This is a genomic window from Sandaracinobacter sp. T42 (assembly GCF_059115405.1).
The window spans coordinates 1,564,554-1,586,710 of record NZ_CM181101.1 but is presented as its reverse complement, the minus strand read 5'-3'; the positions used below and the strand labels follow the sequence as shown (position 1 = coordinate 1,586,710).

The 22,157-nt window shown below is 67.3% G+C and carries 17 protein-coding genes; 5 read left to right on the top strand and 12 right to left on the bottom strand.

Going from position 1 to position 22,157, the window contains the following annotated elements:
- The first annotated feature begins 81 nt into the window (after positions 1–81).
- The gene (locus tag ACW9TV_RS07620) at positions 82–1,380 is read left to right on the top strand and encodes an NRAMP family divalent metal transporter (protein ID WP_494302902.1); all 1,299 of its coding nucleotides are present in this window, start codon (positions 82–84) and stop codon (positions 1,378–1,380) included.
- On the opposite strand, the gene ACW9TV_RS07615 is transcribed toward ACW9TV_RS07620, so the two are convergent.
- From ACW9TV_RS07615 to ACW9TV_RS07605, 3 genes are all read right to left on the bottom strand, one after another.
- Entirely contained in the window at positions 1,377–2,645 is a 1,269-nt protein-coding gene (locus ACW9TV_RS07615; RefSeq protein WP_494302901.1) for a Xaa-Pro dipeptidase, read from the bottom strand. The two genes, ACW9TV_RS07620 and ACW9TV_RS07615, sit on opposite strands and share 4 nt — an antisense overlap.
- 31 nt (positions 2,646–2,676) lie before the next feature.
- Positions 2,677–3,453 carry an enoyl-CoA hydratase gene (locus ACW9TV_RS07610; protein ID WP_494302900.1) on the bottom strand — a complete coding sequence of 259 codons (777 nt, stop codon included), beginning with the start codon at positions 3,451–3,453 and terminating at the stop codon, positions 2,677–2,679.
- A gap of 125 nt (positions 3,454–3,578) precedes the next feature.
- Positions 3,579–4,256: a DNA/RNA helicase domain-containing protein gene (locus ACW9TV_RS07605; RefSeq protein ID WP_494302899.1), complete on the bottom strand. Its 678-nt coding sequence runs from the start codon at positions 4,254–4,256 to the stop codon at positions 3,579–3,581.
- Between ACW9TV_RS07605 and ACW9TV_RS07600 the strand changes: the two genes are divergently transcribed.
- A complete protein-coding gene (locus ACW9TV_RS07600; protein ID WP_001389365.1) occupies positions 4,233–4,997 on the top strand; it encodes an IS6-like element IS6100 family transposase in 765 nt (254 codons plus the stop codon). The two genes, ACW9TV_RS07605 and ACW9TV_RS07600, sit on opposite strands and share 24 nt — an antisense overlap.
- A gap of 18 nt (positions 4,998–5,015) precedes the next feature.
- Here the strand turns inward: ACW9TV_RS07600 and ACW9TV_RS07595 are convergent, their stop codons facing one another.
- Positions 5,016–6,377 carry a DNA/RNA helicase domain-containing protein gene (locus tag ACW9TV_RS07595; RefSeq protein ID WP_494302898.1) on the bottom strand — a complete coding sequence of 454 codons (1,362 nt, stop codon included), beginning with the start codon at positions 6,375–6,377 and terminating at the stop codon, positions 5,016–5,018.
- Between the two features lie 155 nt (positions 6,378–6,532).
- Here ACW9TV_RS07595 and ACW9TV_RS07590 point away from each other — a divergent pair, with 155 nt between their 5' ends.
- Positions 6,533–6,880: a DUF423 domain-containing protein gene (locus ACW9TV_RS07590; protein WP_494302897.1), complete on the top strand. Its 348-nt coding sequence runs from the start codon at positions 6,533–6,535 to the stop codon at positions 6,878–6,880.
- 350 nt (positions 6,881–7,230) lie between these two features.
- Here the strand turns inward: ACW9TV_RS07590 and secA are convergent, their stop codons facing one another.
- Positions 7,231–10,026: a preprotein translocase subunit SecA gene (gene secA, locus ACW9TV_RS07585; protein ID WP_494302896.1), complete on the bottom strand. Its 2,796-nt coding sequence runs from the start codon at positions 10,024–10,026 to the stop codon at positions 7,231–7,233.
- Positions 10,027–10,205: 179 nt separating this feature from the next.
- Positions 10,206–10,811, bottom strand: a complete 606-nt coding sequence (locus ACW9TV_RS07580; RefSeq protein WP_494302895.1) for a PEPxxWA-CTERM sorting domain-containing protein — start codon at positions 10,809–10,811, stop codon at positions 10,206–10,208.
- A gap of 162 nt (positions 10,812–10,973) precedes the next feature.
- Here ACW9TV_RS07580 and argJ point away from each other — a divergent pair, with 162 nt between their 5' ends.
- The gene (gene argJ, locus ACW9TV_RS07575) at positions 10,974–12,197 is read left to right on the top strand and encodes a bifunctional glutamate N-acetyltransferase/amino-acid acetyltransferase ArgJ (RefSeq protein WP_494302894.1); all 1,224 of its coding nucleotides are present in this window, start codon (positions 10,974–10,976) and stop codon (positions 12,195–12,197) included.
- A gap of 49 nt (positions 12,198–12,246) precedes the next feature.
- A complete protein-coding gene (locus ACW9TV_RS07570) occupies positions 12,247–13,158 on the top strand; it encodes a glutathione S-transferase family protein (RefSeq protein WP_494302893.1) in 912 nt (303 codons plus the stop codon).
- 25 nt (positions 13,159–13,183) lie between these two features.
- Here the strand turns inward: ACW9TV_RS07570 and trxA are convergent, their stop codons facing one another.
- Genes trxA through tsaE form a run of 6 tightly spaced genes read right to left on the bottom strand, consistent with a single transcriptional unit; the run spans position 13,184 to position 22,157 of the window.
- The gene (trxA, locus tag ACW9TV_RS07565) at positions 13,184–13,504 is read right to left on the bottom strand and encodes a thioredoxin (protein WP_494302892.1); all 321 of its coding nucleotides are present in this window, start codon (positions 13,502–13,504) and stop codon (positions 13,184–13,186) included.
- 42 nt (positions 13,505–13,546) lie between these two features.
- A complete protein-coding gene (addA, locus tag ACW9TV_RS07560; RefSeq protein WP_494302891.1) occupies positions 13,547–17,020 on the bottom strand; it encodes a double-strand break repair helicase AddA in 3,474 nt (1,157 codons plus the stop codon).
- Positions 17,005–20,064, bottom strand: a complete 3,060-nt coding sequence (gene addB / locus ACW9TV_RS07555) for a double-strand break repair protein AddB (RefSeq protein WP_494305058.1) — start codon at positions 20,062–20,064, stop codon at positions 17,005–17,007. Before addB ends, addA begins: the two co-directional genes overlap by 16 nt.
- Positions 20,009–20,728 (bottom strand): nucleotidyltransferase family protein, encoded by a 720-nt coding sequence (locus ACW9TV_RS07550; RefSeq protein ID WP_494302890.1) that lies wholly within the window; start codon positions 20,726–20,728, stop codon positions 20,009–20,011. The genes addB and ACW9TV_RS07550 overlap by 56 nt, the downstream gene beginning before the upstream one ends.
- The gene (locus tag ACW9TV_RS07545; RefSeq protein WP_494302889.1) at positions 20,725–21,732 is read right to left on the bottom strand and encodes an aminoglycoside phosphotransferase family protein; all 1,008 of its coding nucleotides are present in this window, start codon (positions 21,730–21,732) and stop codon (positions 20,725–20,727) included. The genes ACW9TV_RS07550 and ACW9TV_RS07545 overlap by 4 nt, the downstream gene beginning before the upstream one ends.
- The gene (gene tsaE / locus ACW9TV_RS07540; RefSeq protein ID WP_494302888.1) at positions 21,717–22,157 is read right to left on the bottom strand and encodes a tRNA (adenosine(37)-N6)-threonylcarbamoyltransferase complex ATPase subunit type 1 TsaE; all 441 of its coding nucleotides are present in this window, start codon (positions 22,155–22,157) and stop codon (positions 21,717–21,719) included. The genes ACW9TV_RS07545 and tsaE overlap by 16 nt, the downstream gene beginning before the upstream one ends.

Here is a 22,157-nt window from a genome sequence, read left to right as displayed (position 1 = left end):
ACAGGCAGGGCGGGCGCTGCCCGGCCGCTTGCCATTCCCCGGCAAGATGTTCAACGCAGGCGCACCCGACCCGGAGTTGCGATGACAGCCAGCCCCCCTGCCCCCCACGGCACGCCTTCCCCACGCAAGCACCGGAGACCGGCCCTGTTCTTCAGTCGGCTTGGCCCTGGCCTGATCACCGGCGCCGCCGACGATGATCCGAGCGGGATCGCCACTTATTCCCAGGCAGGCGCCCAGTTCGGCCTCAACATGTTGTGGACCGTCATCTTCACCTATCCGCTGATGGCCGCGGTGCAGGCGATCTGCGCCCGGATCGGTCGCGTCACCGGGCGCGGCCTTGCCAGCAACATGGCCGAAGTGATGCCGCGCCCGCTGATCAGCCTGTTCATCGCCCTGCTGTTCATCGCGAACGCCGTGAACATCGGCGCGGACCTTGCCGCGATGGGGGCGGCGGCCGAACTGCTGGCCGGGCGCGGGCAGGCCCTGTTCTCAATCCTCTTCGCCATCGGCTCGTTGCTGCTGCAGGTTTTCATCCCCTATCACCGCTACGTCGTGTTCCTGAAATGGATGACACTGGCGCTGTTCGCCTATGTCGGTGTCGTCTTCAGCGTCCATATCGACTGGGCGGATGTGGCGCGCTTCATCTTCCGTCCCGAGATAAGCTGGACACGGGACGCCGTGCTGATCGTCGTCGCCGTTTTCGGCACCACGATCAGCCCCTATCTGTTCTTCTGGCAGGCGTCCGAGGAAATCGAGGATGCGACGCTGAGGGGCAATGGAACGAACCTGATCAACGCCCCCGCCGAGGCGCCGGCCGAACTGCGCCGGATCGACCTCGACACCATCGTCGGCATGGCCTTCTCGAACCTGATCGCCTTCTTCATCATGCTGACAACGGCCGTCACGCTTCACCGTGCCGGCATCACCGACATCACGACATCGGCAGAAGCCGCCGAAGCCCTGCGGCCGATCGCCGGCCCCTTCGCCTTCCTGCTGTTCAGCCTTGGCATCATCGGCACCGGGCTGCTCGCGCTCCCCGTGCTGGCGGGCTCGGCCGCCTATGCCATCGGGGAACTGCGCGGCTGGCCGGTGGGGCTGGAGCGCAAGCCTGAAGGCGCCCGCGCCTTCTATGCCGTCATCGCGGCCGGAATGGGGATCGGACTTTGCGTCATCTTCCTGCCGATCGACCCGATCAAGGCCCTGGTCTGGAGCGCCGTGCTGAACGGAATCATCGCCGTTCCTCTGATGGCCGCCACAATGCGGGTCGCTTCAAGCCGCCGGCTGCTGGGCCCGTTCGTCGCGCCACGCTGGCAAAGACTGCTGGGGTGGGCAGCGACCGCCGCCATGGCGGCGGCGGCCCTTGCCCTGCTGCTGCTTTAGCGGCGGTCGCTGACGAGTTCGCCGCCCTTCACCACGGCCTTCGCCGAAAGGAGGGGGGTGGCACTTTCCAGCGGGTTGCCCGCGACGGCGACCATGTCGGCGTAGCGGCCGACAGCAATTGCGCCCACGTCCTTTTCCCGGCCGAGCGCCTCGGCTGCGGTGCTGGTGGCTGCGCGAAGGGCCTGGAGCGGGCTCATGCCGAAACGCGTCATGGTTGCGAACTGGTTCACCGCCAGGTCGTGCGGCATGACGCCGGCATCCGAGCCGAACACCATCTTCACGCCCGCCGCATTCGCCTTGCGGAACCCTTCGCGCTGCACGTCGGCCACTTCGCGGTCCTTGCGGAGGTTGTCCTCCAGCACGCCGTTCTTGCGGCCTTCGGACTGAGTGTAATCCGTGTTGTAGATGTCCATCGACAGATAGGCGCCGCGTTCCTTCGCAAGGCGGATGCCTTCGTCGTCGATCAGGCTGGCGTGCTCGATCGTGTCGATGCCGGCGCGGATCGCGGCCTTGATGCCGGCCGTGCCATGGGCGTGGGCCGCCACCTTGACGCCCCACATATGGGCTTCATCAGCGATCGCCTTCAGCTCGTCCTCGCGCAGTTGCTGCTGGCCGGGTTCGGTGTTGCGGCTGAACACGCCGCCCGTCGCGCAGACCTTGATAACTTCCGCGCCATATTTGCGGATTTCGCGCACCTTGGCGCGCAGGGCATCCGCACCGTCCGCGACGCCCCGGCTGGTGCGTTCGAAGCTGGGCGGATAGAAGGTTTCGTCGCAGTGACCGCCGGTCGCGCCCAGCGAATAGGCGGCGGGCACGATGCGCGGGCCGACGACCCAGCCATCGTCGATCGCCTGCTTGATGGCGACATCGTTGAAATCCCCGGAGCCGACGTTGCGGACCGTCGTGAAGCCCGTATCCAGCATCTTGCGGGCCTGCACGGCCCCGACGATCGGCCAGTAGCTGTCTGTCTTCAGAAGGCTGTCCATCGGGCTGATGCGGGGATCACCCGACAGGTGGACATGCATGTCGATGAAGCCAGGCACCAGCGTGAGCCCGGGGAAGTCGAGCCGCTTGCCGTCGGTGATGGTCAGCGTCCCCTGGGTGCCGATCTGCCGGATGCGGCCATCCTCCACCAGGATCGCGGGCTTTTCGATTGTGCGGCCCGTCAGCACGTCCACCATCCGTTCCGCCGTGATCAGCACGGTTTCGGCAGCCGCCGGCGCCGCAATCAATGCGGCAGCCGCCGCCAGGACAATCGCCTTCATTCGTGCAGGATCCCTTTGCTGTTGACGGCCCTTATTGTTGCCGGCCTCTTGCCTGCACGGCTTCGCGGCGCTTCGCAACCTCGTCCGGCGTGACGCTGCCGTTTGCCGCACTGGACCGGGCATGTTCGAGCGCCATCCCCTCCCCGAAGCTTGCGGCGAAGCCGTCATCGATCAGCTTCTTGTAGGCAGCCGAGAATCCGGGCTCGATCGTCGCCATGTCGGCGGCGAGTTTCTTCGCCGCCGGCAGCAGCTGATCCGCCGGGACGACGCGGTTCACCAGCCCCCAGCGTTCCGCCGTGGCGGCGTCGAGGAAATTGCCCGACAGGCTGAGTTCCTTTGCCCGGTAGAGGCCGATAAGGCGGCTGAGCTTCTGTGACAGCCCCCAGCCCGGCATGATGCCGACGCGGGCATGGGTGTCGGCGAAACGGGCGTTTTCCGATGCGATCAGCACGTCGCAGGCCAGCGCCAGCTCAAAGCCGCCGGTGATGGCGACGCCGTTGATTGCGCCGATCACCGGCTTGCGGCACTGTTCGATGGCCTTCACCGGGTTGGCCTGCGGCGTTTCGCCCGTCGCGTCGCCCATGGCGCTCGCGTCGGAGCCGAGCTCCTTCAGATCGAGCCCGGCCGTGAAGGCGCGGGTTCCGGCCCCCGTCAGCACCACGGCCCGCACATCGTCGCGCCGGTCCATTTCCACCATCACCGCGGCGAGTTCGGCGCGCAGCGCCTTCGACAGCGCATTCATCGCCTCGGGCCGGTTCAGCGTAACGATCGCCACCCCGTCGGCAATATCCGTTTCAACCAGCGCCATCGTCTCTCTCCTTCAGCCCAGCCGCCTCTTTGCGGCGGCGGCGGCGGCTTCGCCACCTCTCCACATTGGGAATCAGGGCCTGTCGAAAGCGGCTTGCGGCGCGGTGGAAGCCGGTGGTTTGAGGATCAGACGTCAAGCGTGGGAACGCCGCATTCTGCCAGCCAGCCATCGATTGCATCATAGGATTCAGGCGGACGAGTTGGATCCGCAGCGTCCCCGCGGGGAACGAACAAGACCATGCCCTGCCGTGCTCTCGTCAACAACACGCGATAACTGTTGATGACATAGGCGCGCTTGTCGCTGTCGTTCACATTTTCCCAGGCGGTTCCACGGAATCGGCGTGGGACCCAACCATCCGGGCCGCGCATCAGGTTCAAGTCCCATGCGACCCCGGTCCAGTCGAGTTCCAGCCCCTGCACATCGAACTCCGTTGCCGCGTCCTCCAGCGCATTTGATGCACGAATGTCCAAGCCGCTGTTGAGAAACCAGCTGGCAACATCGACCTTCGCCTTCACATGCAAACCTTCAGGCTTCAGTCGAATCGCGTTTGATGACGCCAACAAGCCAGCCCGTTCATCTGCCCGGCGCCTGCTTCGAAGCCAGTTCCGTGCCGTGGACAAGGATCGGGTGCGCACGATGGAGAACCGCTCTCGCGCCGGCAGTGCAGCCTTTGCCGCGTGTGCATCATCTGAAAGCAGGGCATGGACATAGGCGGATAGGCTCTGTTGCAAAAATCGTGAAGCTTGAGCATGCTTGGCGGAGATTGGACGGACGGAACGATGACGGATTTCAAGTGGCGCCATTTCCAGGGTGATGTGATCCTGTGGGCGGTGCGCTGGTATTGTCGCTATCCGATCAGCTATCGCGACCTTGAGGAAATGCTGGCGGAACGCGGCATTTCGGTCGACCATACGACGATCTATCGCTGGGTCCAGTGCTACGCCCCGGAGATGGAGAAGCGGCTGCGCTGGTTCTGGCGGCGTGGCTTTGATCCGAGCTGGCGCCTGGATGAAACCTACGTCAAGGTGCGGGGCAAGTGGACCTACCTGTACCGGGCAGTCGACAAGCGGGGCGACACGATCGATTTCTACCTGTCGCCGACCCGCAGCGCCAAGGCAGCGAAGCGGTTCCTGGGCAAGGCCCTGCGAGGCCTGAAGCACTGGGAAAAGCCTGCCACGCTCAATACCGACAAAGCGCCGAGCTATGGTGCAGCGATCACCGAATTGAAGCGCGAAGGAAAGCTGGACCGGGAGACGGCCCACCGGCAGGTGAAGTATCTCAATAACGTGATCGAGGCCGATCACGGAAAGCTCAAGATACTGATCAAGCCGGTGCGCGGTTTCAAATCGATCCCCACGGCCTATGCCACGATCAAGGGATTCGAAGTCATGCGAGCCCTGCGCAAAGGACAGGCTCGCCCCTGGTGCCTGCAGCCCGGCATCAGGGGCGAGGTGCGCCTTGTGGAGAGAGCTTTTGGCATTGGGCCCTCGGCGCTGACGGAGGCCATGGGCATGCTCAACCACCATTTCGCAGCAGCCGCCTGATCGGCGCAGAGCGACAGCCTACCTCTGACTGCCGCCAATCTTTGCAACAGAGCCGGCGGATACCGTCTCAGCGCGGAAAGACCGCACTGAGACCGACAAATGAAGCGCGGGGTCGAATCCGCTGGAACGCCGTTCCAGCATCCAGCGAACATCCGCAGACAGGGACGAGTTAGCCGCAACCAACTGCGGAGATGCGTGAACCGTCCAGTCGGCCAGTCGGCCCTTGGCCAAGGCTGATATCCAGGCCGTGATGCCGGCTTCACCACGGTTGATTTCCTGTCCCTCCCCCACGAGGCAAATTACCGTGCACCAATCGGAATGCCGGTCCATTACAGACAACAGGAATTCCGGTTCGGATTGGCCAAAATCTGCCAAGCCTCGCTTTTCTCGCATGAAACGGGCCGTTTCTTGCTGATTCCAGGCCCGCTGCGCTTCATCAAATACAACAACATGCTCGGAGGGAATGTCGTCGTTTCCAGCATATTGGTCGCGGAATAGGTGCACATTCTGAATGAACTTGTCGGGCGATCGCCCGAAAACATGGCGAGCCTCAGGATCGCCCGGATCAGGCGCCCTCTGTCTGCGCCGCAAATCCCTCTTCAGCGCCTCACGCAACACCTCCACGAGTGGCCCGTTCCCTGAAAGGAATGTCGCGTCCTCGCCATCTCCTCGCCCCATCCGACTGCACGCGATGTTCAGCCCCGCCAATGTTTTGCCGGCCCCCGGCACACCCGTAACGAGGCACAGTGCCTTTTGCTTGTTGGAATGTGCCTGATGAATGATCTTCCCGATGGCTTCTGCCGTTCGGCTGAGATTTTCTGCCCCAGCTTCCGAACGCGAGATTTCCGTTACCTCATGCCCGCGAAACAGCGCCTGCGCAGCTTCAATAATCGTGGGTGTTGGGCGATAACCACCCGCAGCCCATTCTTTCGCATTGAATGGGGCAACCCCGGCTGCGGCAATCATCTGCCGTATAGCCGGTAAAACATCACCCGCCGACAGGCAGATCGGTGTGGCGACGCCATCCGGCGCAAAGCCAAGCCCAATGGATTGAGGTGACGCATCAGTCGCCACAAGCAGAGGCACGATCTGCTTGTCGTGGCTCGTTTCATGGAAGCTCTTCAGATCGAGCGCATAGCCATGGACCTGCTCAACTGCAGAACGGGGAAAATCCCTCGCGCCAACCTTGTACTCAACCACGAAGATGAGCCCGGCCACAACGATTATGGCATCGGCCCGGCGGCCCATACGGGGGATTGCGAATTCCAGAAACAAATGAATGTTCGGAAGGGCCCGGCCCAGTCCCGCAAGGTGCTCGATTTCGAACTTCCAGGCTGCCTTTTGGGCCGGTTCGAGAGGAAACGGCAGATGGTCCGCCAAGGACCCCAAGACAGTCTCAGGCAAAGCCTGCCCTATCTCCGCACCCGTTCCTTGCCACCACGCCTGTACCACTGGTGCAGTTCACCAGGATCAATCCCTTGCGTCAATCGCTCCTCGGATTGATGTGTCCGATCCGGAGGATTAACGATGGGCCAATGCCCCGCACCCTTCCCGCCCTCGCCGCCCTGAACGGGCTTCTGGCTGTTTCCATCGGGGCGTTCGGGGCGCATGGCCTGTCCGATCCGCAGGCGAAGGCGTGGATCGCCACCGCCGTGCAGTTCCAGTTGCCGCATGCGGCGGCCGTGTTGGCGCTGCTGGCCTGGCGGCCGAAGTGGCGGCTGGCCCCTGCCCTTCTGGGCGCAGGCGCGCTGCTGTTCGCGGGCGCGCTTCAGGCGCTGGGGCTGGGCGGGCCACGCTGGCTGGGGATGGTGGCGCCGCTGGGCGGCACGCTGATGATGCTGGGTTGGGCGTGGGTGCTGGTGCTGGCGCTGCGCGGGCGGTGAAGGCCGGACGAACCTGAACCACCCGGTGGCAAGGCCACCGCAGGCGCGACTGCGCGCCGGCGCAAGCGCGCCGAAGCCAAGGCGGGCGGATGCCCGCCGCCCGGCGTCTGAGGGACCCTAACAAACTCCGGTGGCACAGCCACCGCAAGCGCGACCGCGCGCCCGAGCCAATGCGAGGAAAGCCAAGGGCCGCGGATGCGGCCCGCCCGGCGCCTGAGGGCCTCAGGCAAAACCGGTGGCGCAGCCACCGCAAGCGCGACCGCGCGCCGGCGCAAGTGCGCCGAAGCCTAGGCGGGCGGACGCCCGCCGCCCGGCGTCTGAGGGGCCAGGAAGATCTCAGGCTTGGCTGCTCAGGCAGCCAAGCCGTGACAATGCTTGAATTTCCGGCCCGATCCGCAGGGGCACAGCGTGTTGCGGGCGACCGTGCGCTGCCAGCTTTCCGGATCCTCCGCGACGAAATCCGGGCCGAACAGGTGGGCGACCGACTGCGCGGCTTCCACCTCGTCGGTCGAAAGGGCGTCGCCCATGGCGAACACATTGGTTTCGCCATAGCCGGTGAAGCCCATGGACGCGCCCTGATCCGACGGCAGGCCGCCGCCCGGCAGGTCGGCGCCGCCGTCGAGCTTCAGGAAATCGGGCAGGTCGGGCATTTCCATCGGTTCGGGCATGCGGAATTCGGCGAAGGCCAGCGTGCGGGTCACATCCTCGCGGACGTTCTTCAGCATGCGTTCGAACAGGGCGAAGGCCTCCGCCTTGTATTCGTTCAGCGGCTGCTTCTGGGCATAGGCGCGCAGGTGGACGACCTGCCGGAGCGCATCGAGCGTCGCCAGATGCTCCTTCCAGAAGTGATCCAGGCTCTGCAGCAGGATCTGCTTTTCCACCTGCACCCAGTTCTCTTCCGGGATGCCCACCTGCTTGGCGGCCATCTTCTCGTCCAGAAGGGTCTGCAGCCGTTCGATGAACAGTTCCGGATCGACCGACTGTTCCTTCACCCAGGAATCCAGATCGACTTCCAGGTTCAGCTGGTTGGTCACGTCCGTCTTCAGGCCCTCCACATCCCATTGTTCGGGATAGGTGCCTTCGGGGCAGTGGCGCTCCACGATGTCGGCCACGGTGTCGCGGCGGAATTCCGCCACCACGTCGGACACCTTCTCGGCGTCCATGATGTCGGCGCGCTGTTCATAGACGACCTTGCGCTGGTCGTTCATGACGTCGTCATACTGGAGGAGCTGCTTGCGGATGTCGTAGTTCCGCGCCTCCACCTTCTTCTGCGCCGTCTCGATCGCCTTGGAGATCCAGGGGTGGACGATCGCCTCGCCATCCTCGAGGCCGGAGTTCATCACCCGCGTCAGCATGTTCTGCTGGCCGAAGATGCGCAGCAGATCGTCGTCGAGGCTGAGGTAGAAGCGGCTGAGGCCCGGATCGCCCTGCCGGCCGGAGCGACCGCGCAGCTGGTTGTCGATGCGGCGGCTTTCGTGGCGCTCGGTACCGAGCACGAACAGGCCGCCGGCCTCGCGCACCTTTTCCCGCTCTGCGGCGACTTCGGCCTTGATCCGTTCGATCGCGGCGGTGCGTTCGGGGCCTTCGGGCATCTGGGACAGTTCGTCCTCGATGCGGAACTCCTCGTTGCCGCCCAGCTTGATGTCGGTGCCGCGCCCGGCCATGTTGGTGGCGATGGTGACGGCGCCCAGACGGCCCGCCTGCGCCACGATATGCGCTTCCTGTTCATGGTAGCGCGCGTTCAGCACCGAGTGGCGGACGCCTTCTGCGGTGAGATATTCCGACAGCTTCTCCGACTTCTCGATGGAGACGGTGCCGACGAGGACAGGCTGGCCGATCTTCGCCTTTTCACCGATCGTCTTGACGATGGCCGCGAACTTGTCGGCTTCGTTCTTGTAGAATTCGTCCTGATCGTCCTGCCGACGGACCGGCAGGTTGGTGGGGATTTCCACCACGTTCAGCTTGTAGATGTCGTAGAATTCGGGCGCTTCCGTCGCGGCCGTGCCCGTCATACCCGACAGCTTGGGGTAGAGGCGGAAATAATTCTGGAAGGTGATGGAGGCGAGCGTCTGGTTCTCGGGCTGGATTTCCACCCCTTCCTTCGCCTCGACCGCCTGGTGCAGGCCATCCGACCAGCGGCGGCCATCCATCATGCGGCCGGTGAACTCGTCGATGATGACCACCTTGCCGTCCCGCACGATGTAATCGGTATCGCGGCGGAACATGTGGACGGCGCGCAGGGCCTGGTTCAGGTGATGGACGACCTGGGTGTTTTCGAAATCATACAGGTTCGCGCCCTGCAGATGGCCAGCGGCCTCCAGCGCGCGTTCGGCGAATTCGGTGCCCTCCTCGGTGAGGATGATCGACTTGCCCTTCTCGTCCTTCTCGAAATGTTCGGGCCGGAAGGTCTTCACGATCAGGTCGACGGCGAGATACAGATCGGTCTTGTCGTCCGTCGGGCCGGAGATGATGAGCGGCGTGCGCGCCTCGTCGATGAGGATGGAGTCGACTTCGTCGACAATGGCGTGGTTGAAGGCCCGCTGCACCATCTGCGAGCGATCATATTTCATGTTGTCGCGCAGGTAATCGAAACCGAATTCGTTGTTGGTGCCGTAGGTGATGTCGGCGGCGTAGCTCATCCGGCGCTCGACATCGTGGAGGTTGGGAACGATCACGCCCACCGTCAGGCCCAGCCAGCGATAGAGCTGGCCCATCCATTCGGCGTCGCGCTTCGCCAGATAGTCGTTCACGGTGACGACATGGACGCCCTTGCCGGGCAGCGCGTTCAGATAGGTGGCGAGCGTGGCGACGAGCGTCTTGCCCTCGCCGGTGCGCATCTCCGCGATCTCGCCCCGGTGCAGCACCATGCCGCCGATCATCTGCACGTCGAAGTGGCGCATGCCCAGCACCCGCTTCGACGCCTCGCGCACGGTGGCGAAGGCTTCGGGCAGCAGGTTGTCCAGCTTTTCGCCGCCGGCGAGGCGGTCGCGGAAGATGCGGGTCTGATCCTGCAGCTCGGCGTCGGTCATCGCCTCATATTTGGGTTCCAGCGCATTGATCTGGCGGACCGTCGATTGAAGCGACTTCACATAGCGGTCATTCGACGATCCGAAGATGGCCTTGGCGACCTTGTTCAAGCCAAGCATGGAATGCCTTCACAAATGGGGCGCAGACGGCCTTCTGGCCGCTGCCTGTTCCTGCGCCAAATAGGTATGGGCCGTCAGAGCGTCAATTGCGGGGGCATGCCTTTCGTGTGTCTGCCATGAAAGAGGCGGGCCCGCCGCACCGGCGGACCCGCCTCTTTTCAGGCTGGAAATCGCCGGTTTCAGGCGGCGATTGCGCGGCGGCGGCGCATTGCCGTGCCGACGAGGCCGAAGCCCATGATCATCATCGCCCAGGTGGCGGCTTCGGGCACGGCGCCGAGGCGGACTTCGCCGAGGCCGGTCCATTGCCACTGGTCGCCATGGTTGTTGACGAGATCGAGGCGGACATAGCGCGCGTCGCCGGACAGGGCATGGACCTGCGCGGGCAGCGGCAGGCCGGCGCCCTTGGCGAGCGTGCCCGCGATCACGGGGGCGAAGGTGACACCGTCCGTCGACAGCGAAACCGTGAAGTCCTTCGCGCCGCGCACCAGGCTGTAACCCATGCCGAAATCGACATTGTAGTTCCAGATGCGGATGTCGGCGAGGCGGGCGACCTTGCCCAGATCGAAGACGAGCCAGGCGGGCTCGCCCGTCGTGTCGGTCATCCAGTGGTTGTTGTAGTTGCCGTCATGCAGCCCGCCCGACAGGCCCGAGCCGTTGATCAGGTTCTGGGCGTTGTAGGTCCAGAAGGTGGAGCTAGCCGTGACGGCGACGGGCTGGATCACCACCGGGGCGGCGACAGCAGGCGCGGCGGCGAGGATCAGAAGGGCAGCGGACATCAGGCGCATTGGTCATTCTCCCTGTTCGAGGTGCGCTGCTGATGCCGCCCGCCCGTTTCACCTGCATGACCGCCATCCGGCTGTTTGATGACAATGCAATTCCGCCAGATGCCGGACAGGACGCATCCGGGGACTCGCGCGCGCGGTGCGGGCCCGCTATGCGCGCAAGCCATGACCATCTCGCCACTCGCCCGCCCGTTCCCCGACCTGCCTGAAATCCCCGGCGTGCGTCGCGGAGTCGCCACTGCCGGCTACAAGCCCTGGACGCGCGCCGACGTGACATTGCTGGCCTTCGACGAGGGAACGACGGTGGCGGGCGTCACCACCCGGTCCAGATGCCCTTCGCCTGAAGTGGAGCTGTGCCGGCGGCACCTGACCTGGGGCACGGCGCGCGGGCTTGTGGTGAACGCGGGCAATTCCAACGCGTTCACAGGCGCGAAGGGGGCCGAAGCCTGTGCGCGGCAGGTGGCGGAAGCCGCGTACCTGCTGGGCTGCGAGCCGGCAGAGGTGTTTGCGGCCTCCACCGGGGTGATCGGCGTGCCATTGCCCGGGGACAAGGCGGTGGCCGGGGTGCACGCGGCGCATGCCGCGCTGGGCACGGCCGGCTGGCTGGACGTGACGACGGCGATCGGCACCACGGACACCTTCCCCAAGGCCGCCGCCCGGCAGGCGCTGGTGGGCGACGTGAAGGTGACGCTGGTGGGTTTCATCAAGGGTTCGGGCATGATCGCGCCGGACATGGCGACCATGCTGGGCTTCATCGTGACGGATGCCGCCGTTGCCGCCCCGCTGCTGCAGCAGATGCTGGAGGCGGCGAACGGGCGGACATTTTCCTGCATCTCCGTCGATGGCGACACCTCAACCTCTGACACGGTGCTGGCCTTCGCGACGGGAAAGGCGGGCCATGCCCGGCTGGCAACCCCTGAATCGCCGGGTGCTGATGCGCTTGCAGCCGCCCTTGACGACCTGTGCCGGGAACTGGCGCAGCTGGTTGTGCGGGACGGCGAAGGGGCGACGCGCTTCGTGGAAATCCGTGTGTCGGGGGCGGTTTCAGATGCGAGCGCACACCGGATCGGAATGAGCATCGCGAACTCGCCGCTCGTGAAGACGGCGATCGCGGGCGGCGACGCCAACTGGGGCCGCATCGTGATGGCCGTGGGCAAGGCCGGCGAGCCGGCCGAGCGCGACCGGCTGTCCATCCGCTTCGGCGGGGTGGAGGTGGCGGCGAACGGAATGGTGGTGGACGGCTATGACGAAGCGCCGGTGGCGGCCCATCTACAGGGCCAGGACATCGACATCGCCGTCGATCTGGGGCTGGGCGACGGCCGGGCAAGCGTGTGGACATCGGATCTGACCCATGGCTACATTTCCATCAATGCGGACTATCGCAGCTGACGCATCCGGCAGCTGATCATCGCCGGTTGCGCACGGCATGATGCCGAACATGACCAGCCTGATCCTGCACCATTATCCGACATCCCCCTGGGCCGAAGTGCTTCGGCTGGCGATGGGCCTGAAAGGGCTGGCGCATGGCTCCGTCGAGCCGCCGGTGATCTGCCCCAAGCCCCTGCTGGAGGTGCTGACGGGCGGCTATGTGCGGGTTCCGGTGCTGCAGCATGGCGCCGACATCTATTGCGACACGGCGGTCGCGATCGACGCGCTGGAAACGCTTCATCCCGAGCCGACGCTGTTTCCCCAGCCTGCGGGACAGGGCCACCGGCTGCTGGCGCAGCTGGCACAGGGGCCGGTGTTCTTCTGGGCTGTGGGCGCGGCGATGGGCGCCATGCCGACCGAGGGCATGGAGGCGTTCTGGGCCGACCGCGAACGACGGTTCGGAATGAAGCCCGCCGCATTCCGGGCGATGGCCCCGTATCTGGCCGCGCAGTTCGAAGCGCATCTGGCGAACCTTGAGACGGCCCTTTCGGATGGCCGCGCCTTCCTGGGCGGCGACGCGCCCGGCCATGGCGACCTGGCGCAGTATCAGCTGCTTTGGTTCCAGAAACCGCGGTTCGGGGGCGATCTCGCCCCGATCGTCGGGGACCGGCCGCACCTTGGCGCCTGGGCGCAGCGCGTGGCGGACATCGGCCACGGCCAGCCCATCCCGATGGATGCGCAAGAGGCCATTGCGGCTGCCCGGGCGGCCGAACCCACTGTGCGCGGGATCGTCGCCCCCGGCTGCGGGTTCGAGACCGGGCAGGCCGTGCTGGTTTCGCAGGAAGGCAGCAACGACGCGCCGACGTCGGGCCGGCTGGCGGTCCTGACGGACCGGCGCATCACGCTGCTGCGCGACCATCCCGAGACAGGGACGGTCGCCGTTCATTTCCCCCGGCTGGGGCAGATCATCCGCCCCGCCTGAAGAGAAGTTCAGGCTGAAGCCCGGTTCAGATACTGCCTTCGATCCAGCCTTTCAGGGCCGATTTCGGGGCGGCGCCCAGCTTCTCGGCGACCTTTTCCCCATCCTTGAACACCAGCAGCGTGGGGATGGAGCGGACATTGAACTTCGACGCCCATTCGGGTTCATCGTCGATGTTCACCTTCACCACCTTCAGCTTGCCGTCCAGCTCGTCCGAGATTTCCTCAAGGGCGGGACCGATCATGCGGCAGGGGCCGCACCATTCCGCCCAGAAATCCACCAGCACGGGGGTTTCGCTCTTCAGCACTTCGTCCTCGAACGAGGCGTCGGTCACCTTCACGGTCGCCATCGGCACAATCTCCTTTGTGTTCGAGATAGCCGAGCCGAGCCTTCAATCAAGCGGCAACAGCCCCACCATGTCCTTCTCGGCCCCCAAGAGGAACTTCGGGCCGGAGGTGTAGAGCAGCGCCACATCCACCCGTCGGCCCGGGAACGCCTGCGCCAGCACGGCGCGATAGGCCGCCATCTGCCGGCGGTGCGCAACAGACGCCCCGCCGAAACTGTCCGGCACGAAGAGGCCTGTCTTGAAATCGACGACGAGCACGCGGTCGGCCTCGATCAGCAGCCTGTCCACGATGCCGGTGATCGCCTGCCCGTCCACCAGCCCCGCGACGGGGGCTTCCGCCAGGGCCTGCGGTCCGAACAGGGCGTCATGGGCGGGATCGGCCATCACCGCCAGCACCTGCGCGACGATGCCCGCCGCCTGCGCGCCCGCGCCCTGACGATCCAGCCAGGCCAGCGCCTGCGCCTCACGCTGGTCGGGCGGGACCGCCGGCAGCCGTTCGAACAGGGCATGAATCCAGCTTCCGCGCTGCGCGGCCGCGCGCATCGCCTCTGCCGCCGGGCCTTCGGGCGGAGGCTCCGGCAGGCCCGAGGGCGTGAGCGGGCGCGACGGCCGCGCGGGCGGCGGCGCCGGGCCGGTGGCAACCATGTGCAGTTCCAGCCGATCCTTGCCGCCAGCCAGCGCCGGCACGTCGGCGACCGGCGGGCTCCAGCGACCCGCGCGATAGCGGAGAAGATCCCCCTCGGCGGTTGCGATCCGTTCGACTCCAGGCAACGTCTCAAGAACCGGGGCGAGGCGGACATGCCAGCAGTCGCGCGTGCGATCGGCCAGCTTGCCCTGATCCCGGTTGCGGACGGCCCCGCCGATGAACAGATGATCCGCCGCCCGCGTGAGGCCAACATAGAGCAGGCGGAGATCCTCCTGCGCCTCCCGCGCCTCGATATCGGCAAGGATGGCGGCGACGGCCGCCGGGCTGTCCGCCTTCTTCGGGTGGAACAGCGGCAGGCTGTTTCCATCCTGCCGAATGGTGACATGGCCATCGTTGCGGCGGCGGCGCTGGTGCGCGGCGTCGGCCAGCACCACAACGGGGGCCTCCAGCCCCTTGGAGCCGTGAATCGTCATCAGCCGCACCTGATCGGCCGCCGCCTCCGCGTCGCGCTTCACGTCGGAGCCTTCCGCTTCGATCCAGGCGAGAAAGCCCGCGAGCGCCGGCGGATAGGTTCGCTCATAGGTCAGCGCCTGCTGCAGCAGTTCGTCGATCGGATCATTGGCCTGCGCCCCCAGCCGGGCGACGAGTCGGCTGCGGCCGCGCAGCGGGCCGGACAGGACGATATCGAGGAAGCGGGCCGGGCCGACCGTATCGGCCAGGGCAAGCACGGTGCCGAGCCATTCGCGCGCCTCGGCCGGGCGGCCGCCTTCCGCTGCCGCGCGGCCGAGCGCCGCCCAAAGCCCCGGGCGACCGGCATTCAGCCGCCGCACATCCTCGTGCGTCCAGCCGAGGAAGGGCGAGACGAGAAGCGCGGCGAGCGTGAGATCGTCTTCCGGCTGAACGGCGAAGCGCATGAGGGCCAGACAGTCGAGAACGGCCAGCGGCTCCGTCAGCAGCAGACGGTCCACCCCGGCCACGGGCACCTTGCGCTCGTGAAGCTCGGCGACGAGCGCGCCCATCAGCCAGCTCCGTTTCCTGAGCAGGATCAGCACGTCGCCGGGCAGCGCCCAGCGCTGCCTTGCGGGCAGCCACAGCCTGTCCGGGCCATCCGGCTTCAGCCAGCCTGCGATGCGATCCGCCAGCCATTTCGCCATCGCCCGGTCCGCGGTTTCGGATTCGTCCTCCGCCCTGTCGGCATCCCCGGCCTCGTCCGGGCCCTCCGCCGCGCCTGCCTCGCCGTCTTCGTCAGCGTCGGCCTCACCCGGCGTGATGACGGGCCACAGCACCACTTCGCCCGGCGCATCCGCCCGGTGCGGCACATGATTGGGCGGGGGGTTTTCCATTCCCAGTGCCGCCGGGCCAAATTGTGCGAGGAAGCCGTTGACCACCGCCAGCACCGCCGGCCCCGAACGGAAGCTGAGATCGAGATCGACCCCTTCGATAGGGCGCCCGGCCTGCGCCGCCGCCGGGGAGAGGATCCGCCGCCAGCCCTCGAAGACTTCGGGTCTGGTGCCCTGGAAGCCGTAGATCGCCTGCTTGTGATCGCCCACCACGAACAGGGTCCGACTGCGTTCGGATCCGCTGTCGAAATAATCCTCCACCAGCCGGCCGATGATCGCCCATTGCCGGTCATTCGTGTCCTGCGCCTCATCGACCAGCACATGATCGAAGCGGCTGTCGAGCTTCCAGCCCACATAGGACGGCATGCCGGCAGGCCCCAGCAGGCGCACCGTGCGGGCGATCATGTCGTCGTAGTCGATGGCGAGATGGGCGCGCTTCAGCGCGGCATAGCGGGCGACGACGCGGTGCCCGACGCGCAGCGCGCGCGTGGCAAGTTCGGCAGTGACCAGCCGACGGTTGAAATCGAGCAGCGGCCGGAGCTGGTCCGCGAGCGAGTCGATGACGGCGCGGAGCTGCGGCTGCTTCTTCACGGGGTTCGCGTGGGGCTTGGTGCTGCCGTCCGGCTTCAGCACCTCGGCGCAGAGCGTTTCGAAGCCCTGCACCCGGCCGGCTTCATCCCGCGATAGCCAGGAGGCGACGGCATCGGCGGATGCAAGGCCCGTCGCCGTACCCCAGGCCGCCATGCCCGCGGCATAGGCCCGGGCATGGGTTTCATCGAATCGGCCGGGCGCGAGGCTCTCGCGAAGGCGGGCGCCGGGCTGATCCCCCTCCTCGACGCCAAGCCAAACCCGGACGGCGGCTTCGACGCCCCGGACATCGTTGAAGGCCAGCAGCCCGTCGGCATGGGCGATCATGGCATCCAGCGTCTGCATCACCCCGCCCTCACCCTTCAGGATGGCGAGTTCGGCCAGATCCTCCAGATAGCGGGCGTCGCCTTGCTGCTGCGCGTCGGCGATGACTTCGGAAAGCGCCTGCCGGCGCAACTGGCGCGCATCGCGCTCGTCCAGCGCACGGAAGCCCGGCGGCAGGCCCGCCTCCAGCGGAAAGGCGGCCAGCAGCCCCTGCGCAAAGGCGTGGAGCGTCTGCACCTTCAGCCCGCCGGGCACGTCCAGCGCTTCCGCGAACAGCGCCCGGGCGCGGGCACGCCGGGACGCGCCGGGCGCGACCCCCATTGCTTGCAGTTCGGCATCCAGCCGGGCGTCGTCATAGCCCAGCCAGTCGCCCAGACGCTTCACCAGCCGGTTCTGCATTTCGGCGGCGGCGGCCTTGGTGAAAGTCAGCGCCAGGATGCGGTCCGGCGGGCTCCCTTCCAGCATGAGGCGCAGGATGCGGTCGGTCAGCACATGCGTCTTGCCGGTGCCGGCCGACGCCGCGACCCAGACATGGCGGGCCGGATCGGCGGCCAGCTGCTGCGACGGCGTGCGCGGCTGCGGGCCGGGCGGGGCGGCGGCCGCGGTCACCGGCCGAGCCATTCCGCCACGCGGGCCAGATGGTCGAAATCGCGGAAGCGGCGACCATAGACCATGTGCTGCTTGGCCCGGAATGGGCGGTCGCCCAGCAGCCAGCCTTCGACCAGGCTCGTGAAATCCTCGAACGCGGCCTGCAGATGTGTTTCGAGCGCGTCCGGCCCAGCCTTCTTCCCGAGCGCGGGGCGTTCCTTGCCCGGCTCGATTCCGCCCGACAGTTTCAGATAGTCGAGCCGCTCGACCGGCAGCTCGCCGTCAACGCCGAGCCCGCCGCGCGCCGCGATCGCGGCGAGGAGGGCCAGTTGCGTCTGGTAGCAGCCTTCCACCTCGGCGATGCTGGGGATGCCGCCTGTCTTGTAATCGAGAATGCGGAGCGCGGCGCCGTTGCTGTCGATGCGGTCGGCCCTGCCCTTCAGCGTGATGCCGCGCCAGTCCAGCGTGCCCGAAACCTCCCATGCGAGGGGCGACCAGCCTGCGGCGATATCCCGGTCGAGCTCGTCCGCCACCCATTCCACCATGCGGGTCACGCGCGGCCGCCACAGGGCCGCAAGATCCGGGCGCTCGCCCAGCGTCGCCAGCAGTTCGTCCACCAGTTCCGCCCGGCGCGCGGGGCCCGGGCGCCCTTCGGAGAGCCAGCGTTCGAGGATGTCGTGCACCACCTGCCCGCGCTCGCCCGAGGTGGGTTCGGCGTCGTGCGGGTCCAGCGGTTTCAGGCCCAGCATCCGGCGGGCATAGAAACTGAAGGGATCGGCCTTCAGCATGGCGACTTCCGTGACGCTCAGGCTTCGCGGCCGTTCGGCGGCCGGCGGCGCTGGCTCCGGACGGGGCAGGCGCTGTTCGGCGGTGGATCTGTCCAGCGAACGGGAAACGGCCATCAGCACGTCGCGCGCGGGGGTCAGCGTGCCCGAATCCGGCAGCCCGCCGGCCGCGGCGCGCAGGCGCTGCCAGTAGCGGGAGGCGACAGACGGGGCCCCGCCCTCGCGCAGGGCGCGGGTGATCAGCACCTCCCGCGCGCCGAGGCCGGTGGCGAAATCATGCGCCTGGAAGCCCGTGCGCCGGGCGAGCCCGGGAAGATCCAGCGCCCGCCGGATCGCGGGCGCCAGGAACGGATCCGGGGTGGGCATGGCGGGCCATATGCCTTCGTTCAGGCCTGCCAGCACCAGAAGATCCGCCGATTGCAGCCGCGCTTCCAGCGGGCCCCAGATCGCGAGCTGGGGATGCCGGTTGAAACGCGGGCGGACCACCGCGCCCTGCATCAGGCCCGAGACGAACGCGGCGGCTTCATCCGGCTTCACACGGATCGCCGCAAGATCGGCGCGCGCCTCGCCCAGCGCATCGAACAGGCGTGTCAGCGTGCGCCCGGCGTCCCCGCCCCAGAGCGCGGGGCCGGCGACCGCCTCGGCCACGGCGCGAAGCTGATCGAGAAGCGCATCTGCCGAAGGTGCGAGCCGGTCCAGCGGCGCGAGCAGCCGGGTGGCTTCGTCGGTCCACCAGTCCTTCAGATCGTCGGTTGCCTTCGTCGAGCGGCGGAGCCGGGCGGCCACACCATCCAGCCCCGGCGCGGGGCGGATGCCGCGCAGGGCGATCCTGTCCAGCGCGCGCACATGGTTCAGCCAGTCCAGCCGGGCGTCGCCGGCACGAACCAGTGGATGCTGGAGCGCCGCCAGAAGGGCAACCGGGGCAAAACGCTCCCCCGCGGCCTTTGCCAGCGCGACCAGCAGGCTGCCGGGCTGCGTCTGCGCCAGTGGCACCCCAGCGCTGTCGTCGATCTCGATCCCGAAGCGCTTCAGCTGCACCTGCACCCGCTGCGCCAGGGCGCGATCCGGCGTGACGACAGCCGTCGTGAGACCCGGGCGTTCGACCAGCTGGCGCAGGGCCAGCGCGATCAGCAGGGCTTCCTCGGCCGGGTTTGCGGCCTCGATCATGCGCACGCCTTCCGGCGCTTCCATCTGCCGGGCCGGGGGCGGCCCGCCCGAAAGCGCGGGCGGCAGAAGGGCGCGCGCCACAAGCTCGGTCCGGGCGGGGGGGCTGCCCGCACGGCTTCCGGCATGCGGCCAGGGCTCCACCTCAAGCGGAGATAGCCCGGCCGCGCCCAGCAGGCGGGCCATGCCGAACTGGGGATGGGTTTCCTGCCCCGGCATATCCGCGTCGCCCGCCACCAGCGCCCAGCCTTCGGCCGACATCGACAGATCCAGGCCGGGCAGCACCAGCCGCCCTTCGGGCAGGCGGGCGACTGTCCGCGCGAGACGGGCGACAGCCGGGGGGGCGCTTGCAAAACCGGCAAGCAACACCGGGAACGGGGGGGGCTGCGCGGCCCATCGGGTTGCGAGCGCATCCAGCTGAAGGTTGCGCCGGCGGGCCGGATCCATCAGGCCGCGCGCGGCAAGCAGATCCGGCCAGGCCTCTGCCACCAGATGCAGCACGCGGGCATTCGCGGCCCAGTGATCCTGCAGTTCGCCGCGCGGCACGGCGGCTTCGATGTCGGCCGCGCGCACGCCTTCGATTTCCAGCGTGTCCAGCACGGCGGCAAGCTGGGCCGCCATGGCCAGCGCCTCCGGCGCCGGGCGGGAGGCCGCGAGCAGTTTGGCAAGCGCGACGCGCCGGGCCTCCGGCGAAATGGGGGGACGCGCCTCACCCGGGCCATCCAGCCCCGCCAGAATCGGCCCGGCTTCCCACCCTTCCACTTCGTCCGGATCGAGATCCCCGGCGGGAACCATGCGCGGCAACAGCAGGGCCTTCCCCGCGCTTTCGCGGACGAAGGCCTCGGTCAGGGACCGGATGGCGCGGCGGGTGGGAAGCAGCAGCAGCACGCGGGCGAGTTGCAAAGGATCGGGATATAGCGCCAGCAAGCCCGCCGCCAGATCGTCGGCAAACGGCCGGTGCGCCGGGATGGTGAACAGGCCGCGTCTCGCGCCGGAGGGCGCTTGTGCAGGACCAGCGCCGGAGGGCGCTTGTGCAGGACCAGCGCCGGAGGACGCCTTAATAGATTCGGCGTCAGAGGACGCCAAGGAGCATCTCCGTTTCCCGGACGGCGGCGGCGGTGCCCACATCGAACCACTGGCCCTGATGCGCGACGCCATAGAGACGGCCTTCGGCGGCAGCCCTGTCCCACAGCCGGTTCATCGAGAAGGGCTCCACCGCCACCCCTTCGAACAGGGATTTCGACAGCATCTGCAGGCCCGTATAGACGAAGGGCGCGACACGCCCCGGCCGGCGGCGCGCAAGGCGGCCGAGCGGATCCATGTGGAAATCCCCCGGCCCGGCATGGCAGTTGGCGCGCGCCAGCGGCACCAGCAGCAGAAGCGCATCCATTTGCGCGGGGTTCCAGCGGTTCGCCAGCAGCTGCGCCGCGCCAACGGGCCCATCCACCCAGATATTGTCGGCGTTGATCGACAGGAACGGATCCGCATCGATCAGCGGCAACGCCTTCGCGATGCCGCCGCCCGTTTCCAGCAGAAGGGCCCGTTCGTCCGAAATCCGCGCCTCCTGATCCATGCCGCGCGCCGCCAGATGCGCTTCGATCCTGTCGGCCATGTAATGCACGTTCACGACAAAGCGGGTCACACCTCCGGCCTTCAGCGTGCCCATCGCGCGGTCCAGCAGGGTGCGGCCGGCTACCTCGACCAGCGGCTTGGGGCGCGTGGCCGTCAGCGGACGCATCCGTTTGCCCAGCCCGGCCGCCAGCACCATCGCGGACGCGGGAACCGTCGTCACCGGCACCACTCTGCCCGGAGGGCGGCCGGCACGTTCGCATCGAACCATTGTTTCACCGGCGCGAGCGCCGGATGGGCCAGGTTCCGATCCAGATAGGACCAGACGCGGGGCAGGCGCTCCACATAGCCCTGCCGGCCGTCGCGATCGCGCAGACGGACGAAGATGCCCAGGATCTTCACGTTGCGCTGTGCGCCCAGCACTTCATAGGCGGCCCGGAAAGACGGGCTGTTGTCGAACCGGTCCAGCATCGCCCGTTCCAGTTCGGGCGCCACATCGCGCCGCGCATCCTGCAGCAGCGAGACCAGATCATAGGCCGGGTGCCCGGCCAGCGCGTCCTGAAAATCCAGCAGCCCCAGTCCCTTCGTGCCCGGCCGATCCAGCAGCATCAGATTTTCGGCGTGATAGTCGCGCAAGGTGACAACCGGGTTGCGGGCCGTTTCGGCCAGCACATCACCCCACACCGCATCCCAGGCGGCGAGATAGGCATCCGTATCCACCGGGATTCCGGCGGCCTTCGCGTACCAGTCCGGGAAGAGCATCACCTCTCGGGTGAGGACCGCCCTGTCGTAGGGGGGCAGCGCGGCCGGATTCGCGGCCGCGTGAAGCGCCGACAGGAGATCGACGGCCTGCCCATAGACCGGGGCTTCCAGATGCGGCTCCGCCCTTAGAACGGGGCCCACGAGCCGGTCCCCGAAATCCTCGATCAGAAGGAAGCCGTTGGCGAGATCGCGCGCATGGACGGCCGGCGCGGAAAAGCCGGATTCCAGCAGCAGATCGGCCACCGAAAGAAAGGGCCGCACATCCTCATGCTCGGGCGGGGCATCCATCAGCACGGCCTGCCTTGAAGGCTCCACCACGCGGAAATAGCGCCGGAAGCTGGCATCCCCGGCAAGGGGCCGAACCTCTGCGGCGCCCCAGCCGGCCGCCTGCAGGAATTCGAGATGACCTTCGCGCGCGGTCATCGCCGGGCGGGAAGCGGGTTCAGCAATCAACGGGGCGGCCATCGCCCTTCCCAAGCGGCGGGCGCGTCCCAAGTCAAGCGCCTGTCCGGGCCGCCGGCGCCGTCCAGCCTGAGCAGGAGGCGATCCGGCCAGATCGACGCGCCCAGCCGTTCGGGCCACTCCAGCAGCAGTGCGCCGTCCAACAGCCAGTCGTCGAGCGCGAGCGGCTCCGCCTCTGCCGCGGACTCCAGCCGGTAGAGATCGGCATGGGCGACGGGCAACGGCAGGTCGGGGTAGGTCTGCACAAGGGTGAAGCTGGGGCTGGGCACGTCGCCGACATGCCCCAGCCCCTGCAGGATGGCGCGGGCGAGCGTGGTTTTCCCTGCCCCCAGATCACCGGACAGCGCAAGCACGTCGCCCGGTCGAAGGACGGAGGCAAGCCGGGTTCCGACTTCGCGCAGCCCGGCTTCATCCAGCATCAGCGCCAT

Bases quoted from the DNA above. Each gene is read 5' to 3' on its own strand.
- ACW9TV_RS07620 (WP_494302902.1), top strand. From the start codon at position 82: ATGACAGCCAGCCCCCCTGCCCCCCACGGCACGCCTTCCCCACGCAAG.
- ACW9TV_RS07615 (WP_494302901.1), bottom strand. From the start codon at position 2,645: ATGAAGGCGATTGTCCTGGCGGCGGCTGCCGCATTGATTGCGGCGCCG.
- ACW9TV_RS07610 (WP_494302900.1), bottom strand. From the start codon at position 3,453: ATGGCGCTGGTTGAAACGGATATTGCCGACGGGGTGGCGATCGTTACG.
- ACW9TV_RS07600 (WP_001389365.1), top strand. From the start codon at position 4,233: ATGACGGATTTCAAGTGGCGCCATTTCCAGGGTGATGTGATCCTGTGG.
- ACW9TV_RS07605 (WP_494302899.1), bottom strand. From the start codon at position 4,256: ATGGCGCCACTTGAAATCCGTCATCGTTCCGTCCGTCCAATCTCCGCC.
- ACW9TV_RS07590 (WP_494302897.1), top strand. From the start codon at position 6,533: ATGCCCCGCACCCTTCCCGCCCTCGCCGCCCTGAACGGGCTTCTGGCT.
- secA (WP_494302896.1), bottom strand. From the start codon at position 10,026: ATGCTTGGCTTGAACAAGGTCGCCAAGGCCATCTTCGGATCGTCGAAT.
- ACW9TV_RS07580 (WP_494302895.1), bottom strand. From the start codon at position 10,811: ATGCGCCTGATGTCCGCTGCCCTTCTGATCCTCGCCGCCGCGCCTGCT.
- argJ (WP_494302894.1), top strand. From the start codon at position 10,974: ATGACCATCTCGCCACTCGCCCGCCCGTTCCCCGACCTGCCTGAAATC.
- ACW9TV_RS07570 (WP_494302893.1), top strand. From the start codon at position 12,247: ATGACCAGCCTGATCCTGCACCATTATCCGACATCCCCCTGGGCCGAA.
- trxA (WP_494302892.1), bottom strand. From the start codon at position 13,504: ATGGCGACCGTGAAGGTGACCGACGCCTCGTTCGAGGACGAAGTGCTG.
- addA (WP_494302891.1), bottom strand. From the start codon at position 17,020: ATGGCTCGGCCGGTGACCGCGGCCGCCGCCCCGCCCGGCCCGCAGCCG.
- addB (WP_494305058.1), bottom strand. From the start codon at position 20,064: ATGTGGGCACCGCCGCCGCCGTCCGGGAAACGGAGATGCTCCTTGGCG.
- ACW9TV_RS07545 (WP_494302889.1), bottom strand. From the start codon at position 21,732: ATGGCCGCCCCGTTGATTGCTGAACCCGCTTCCCGCCCGGCGATGACC.
- tsaE (WP_494302888.1), bottom strand. From the start codon at position 22,157: ATGGCGCTGATGCTGGATGAAGCCGGGCTGCGCGAAGTCGGAACCCGG.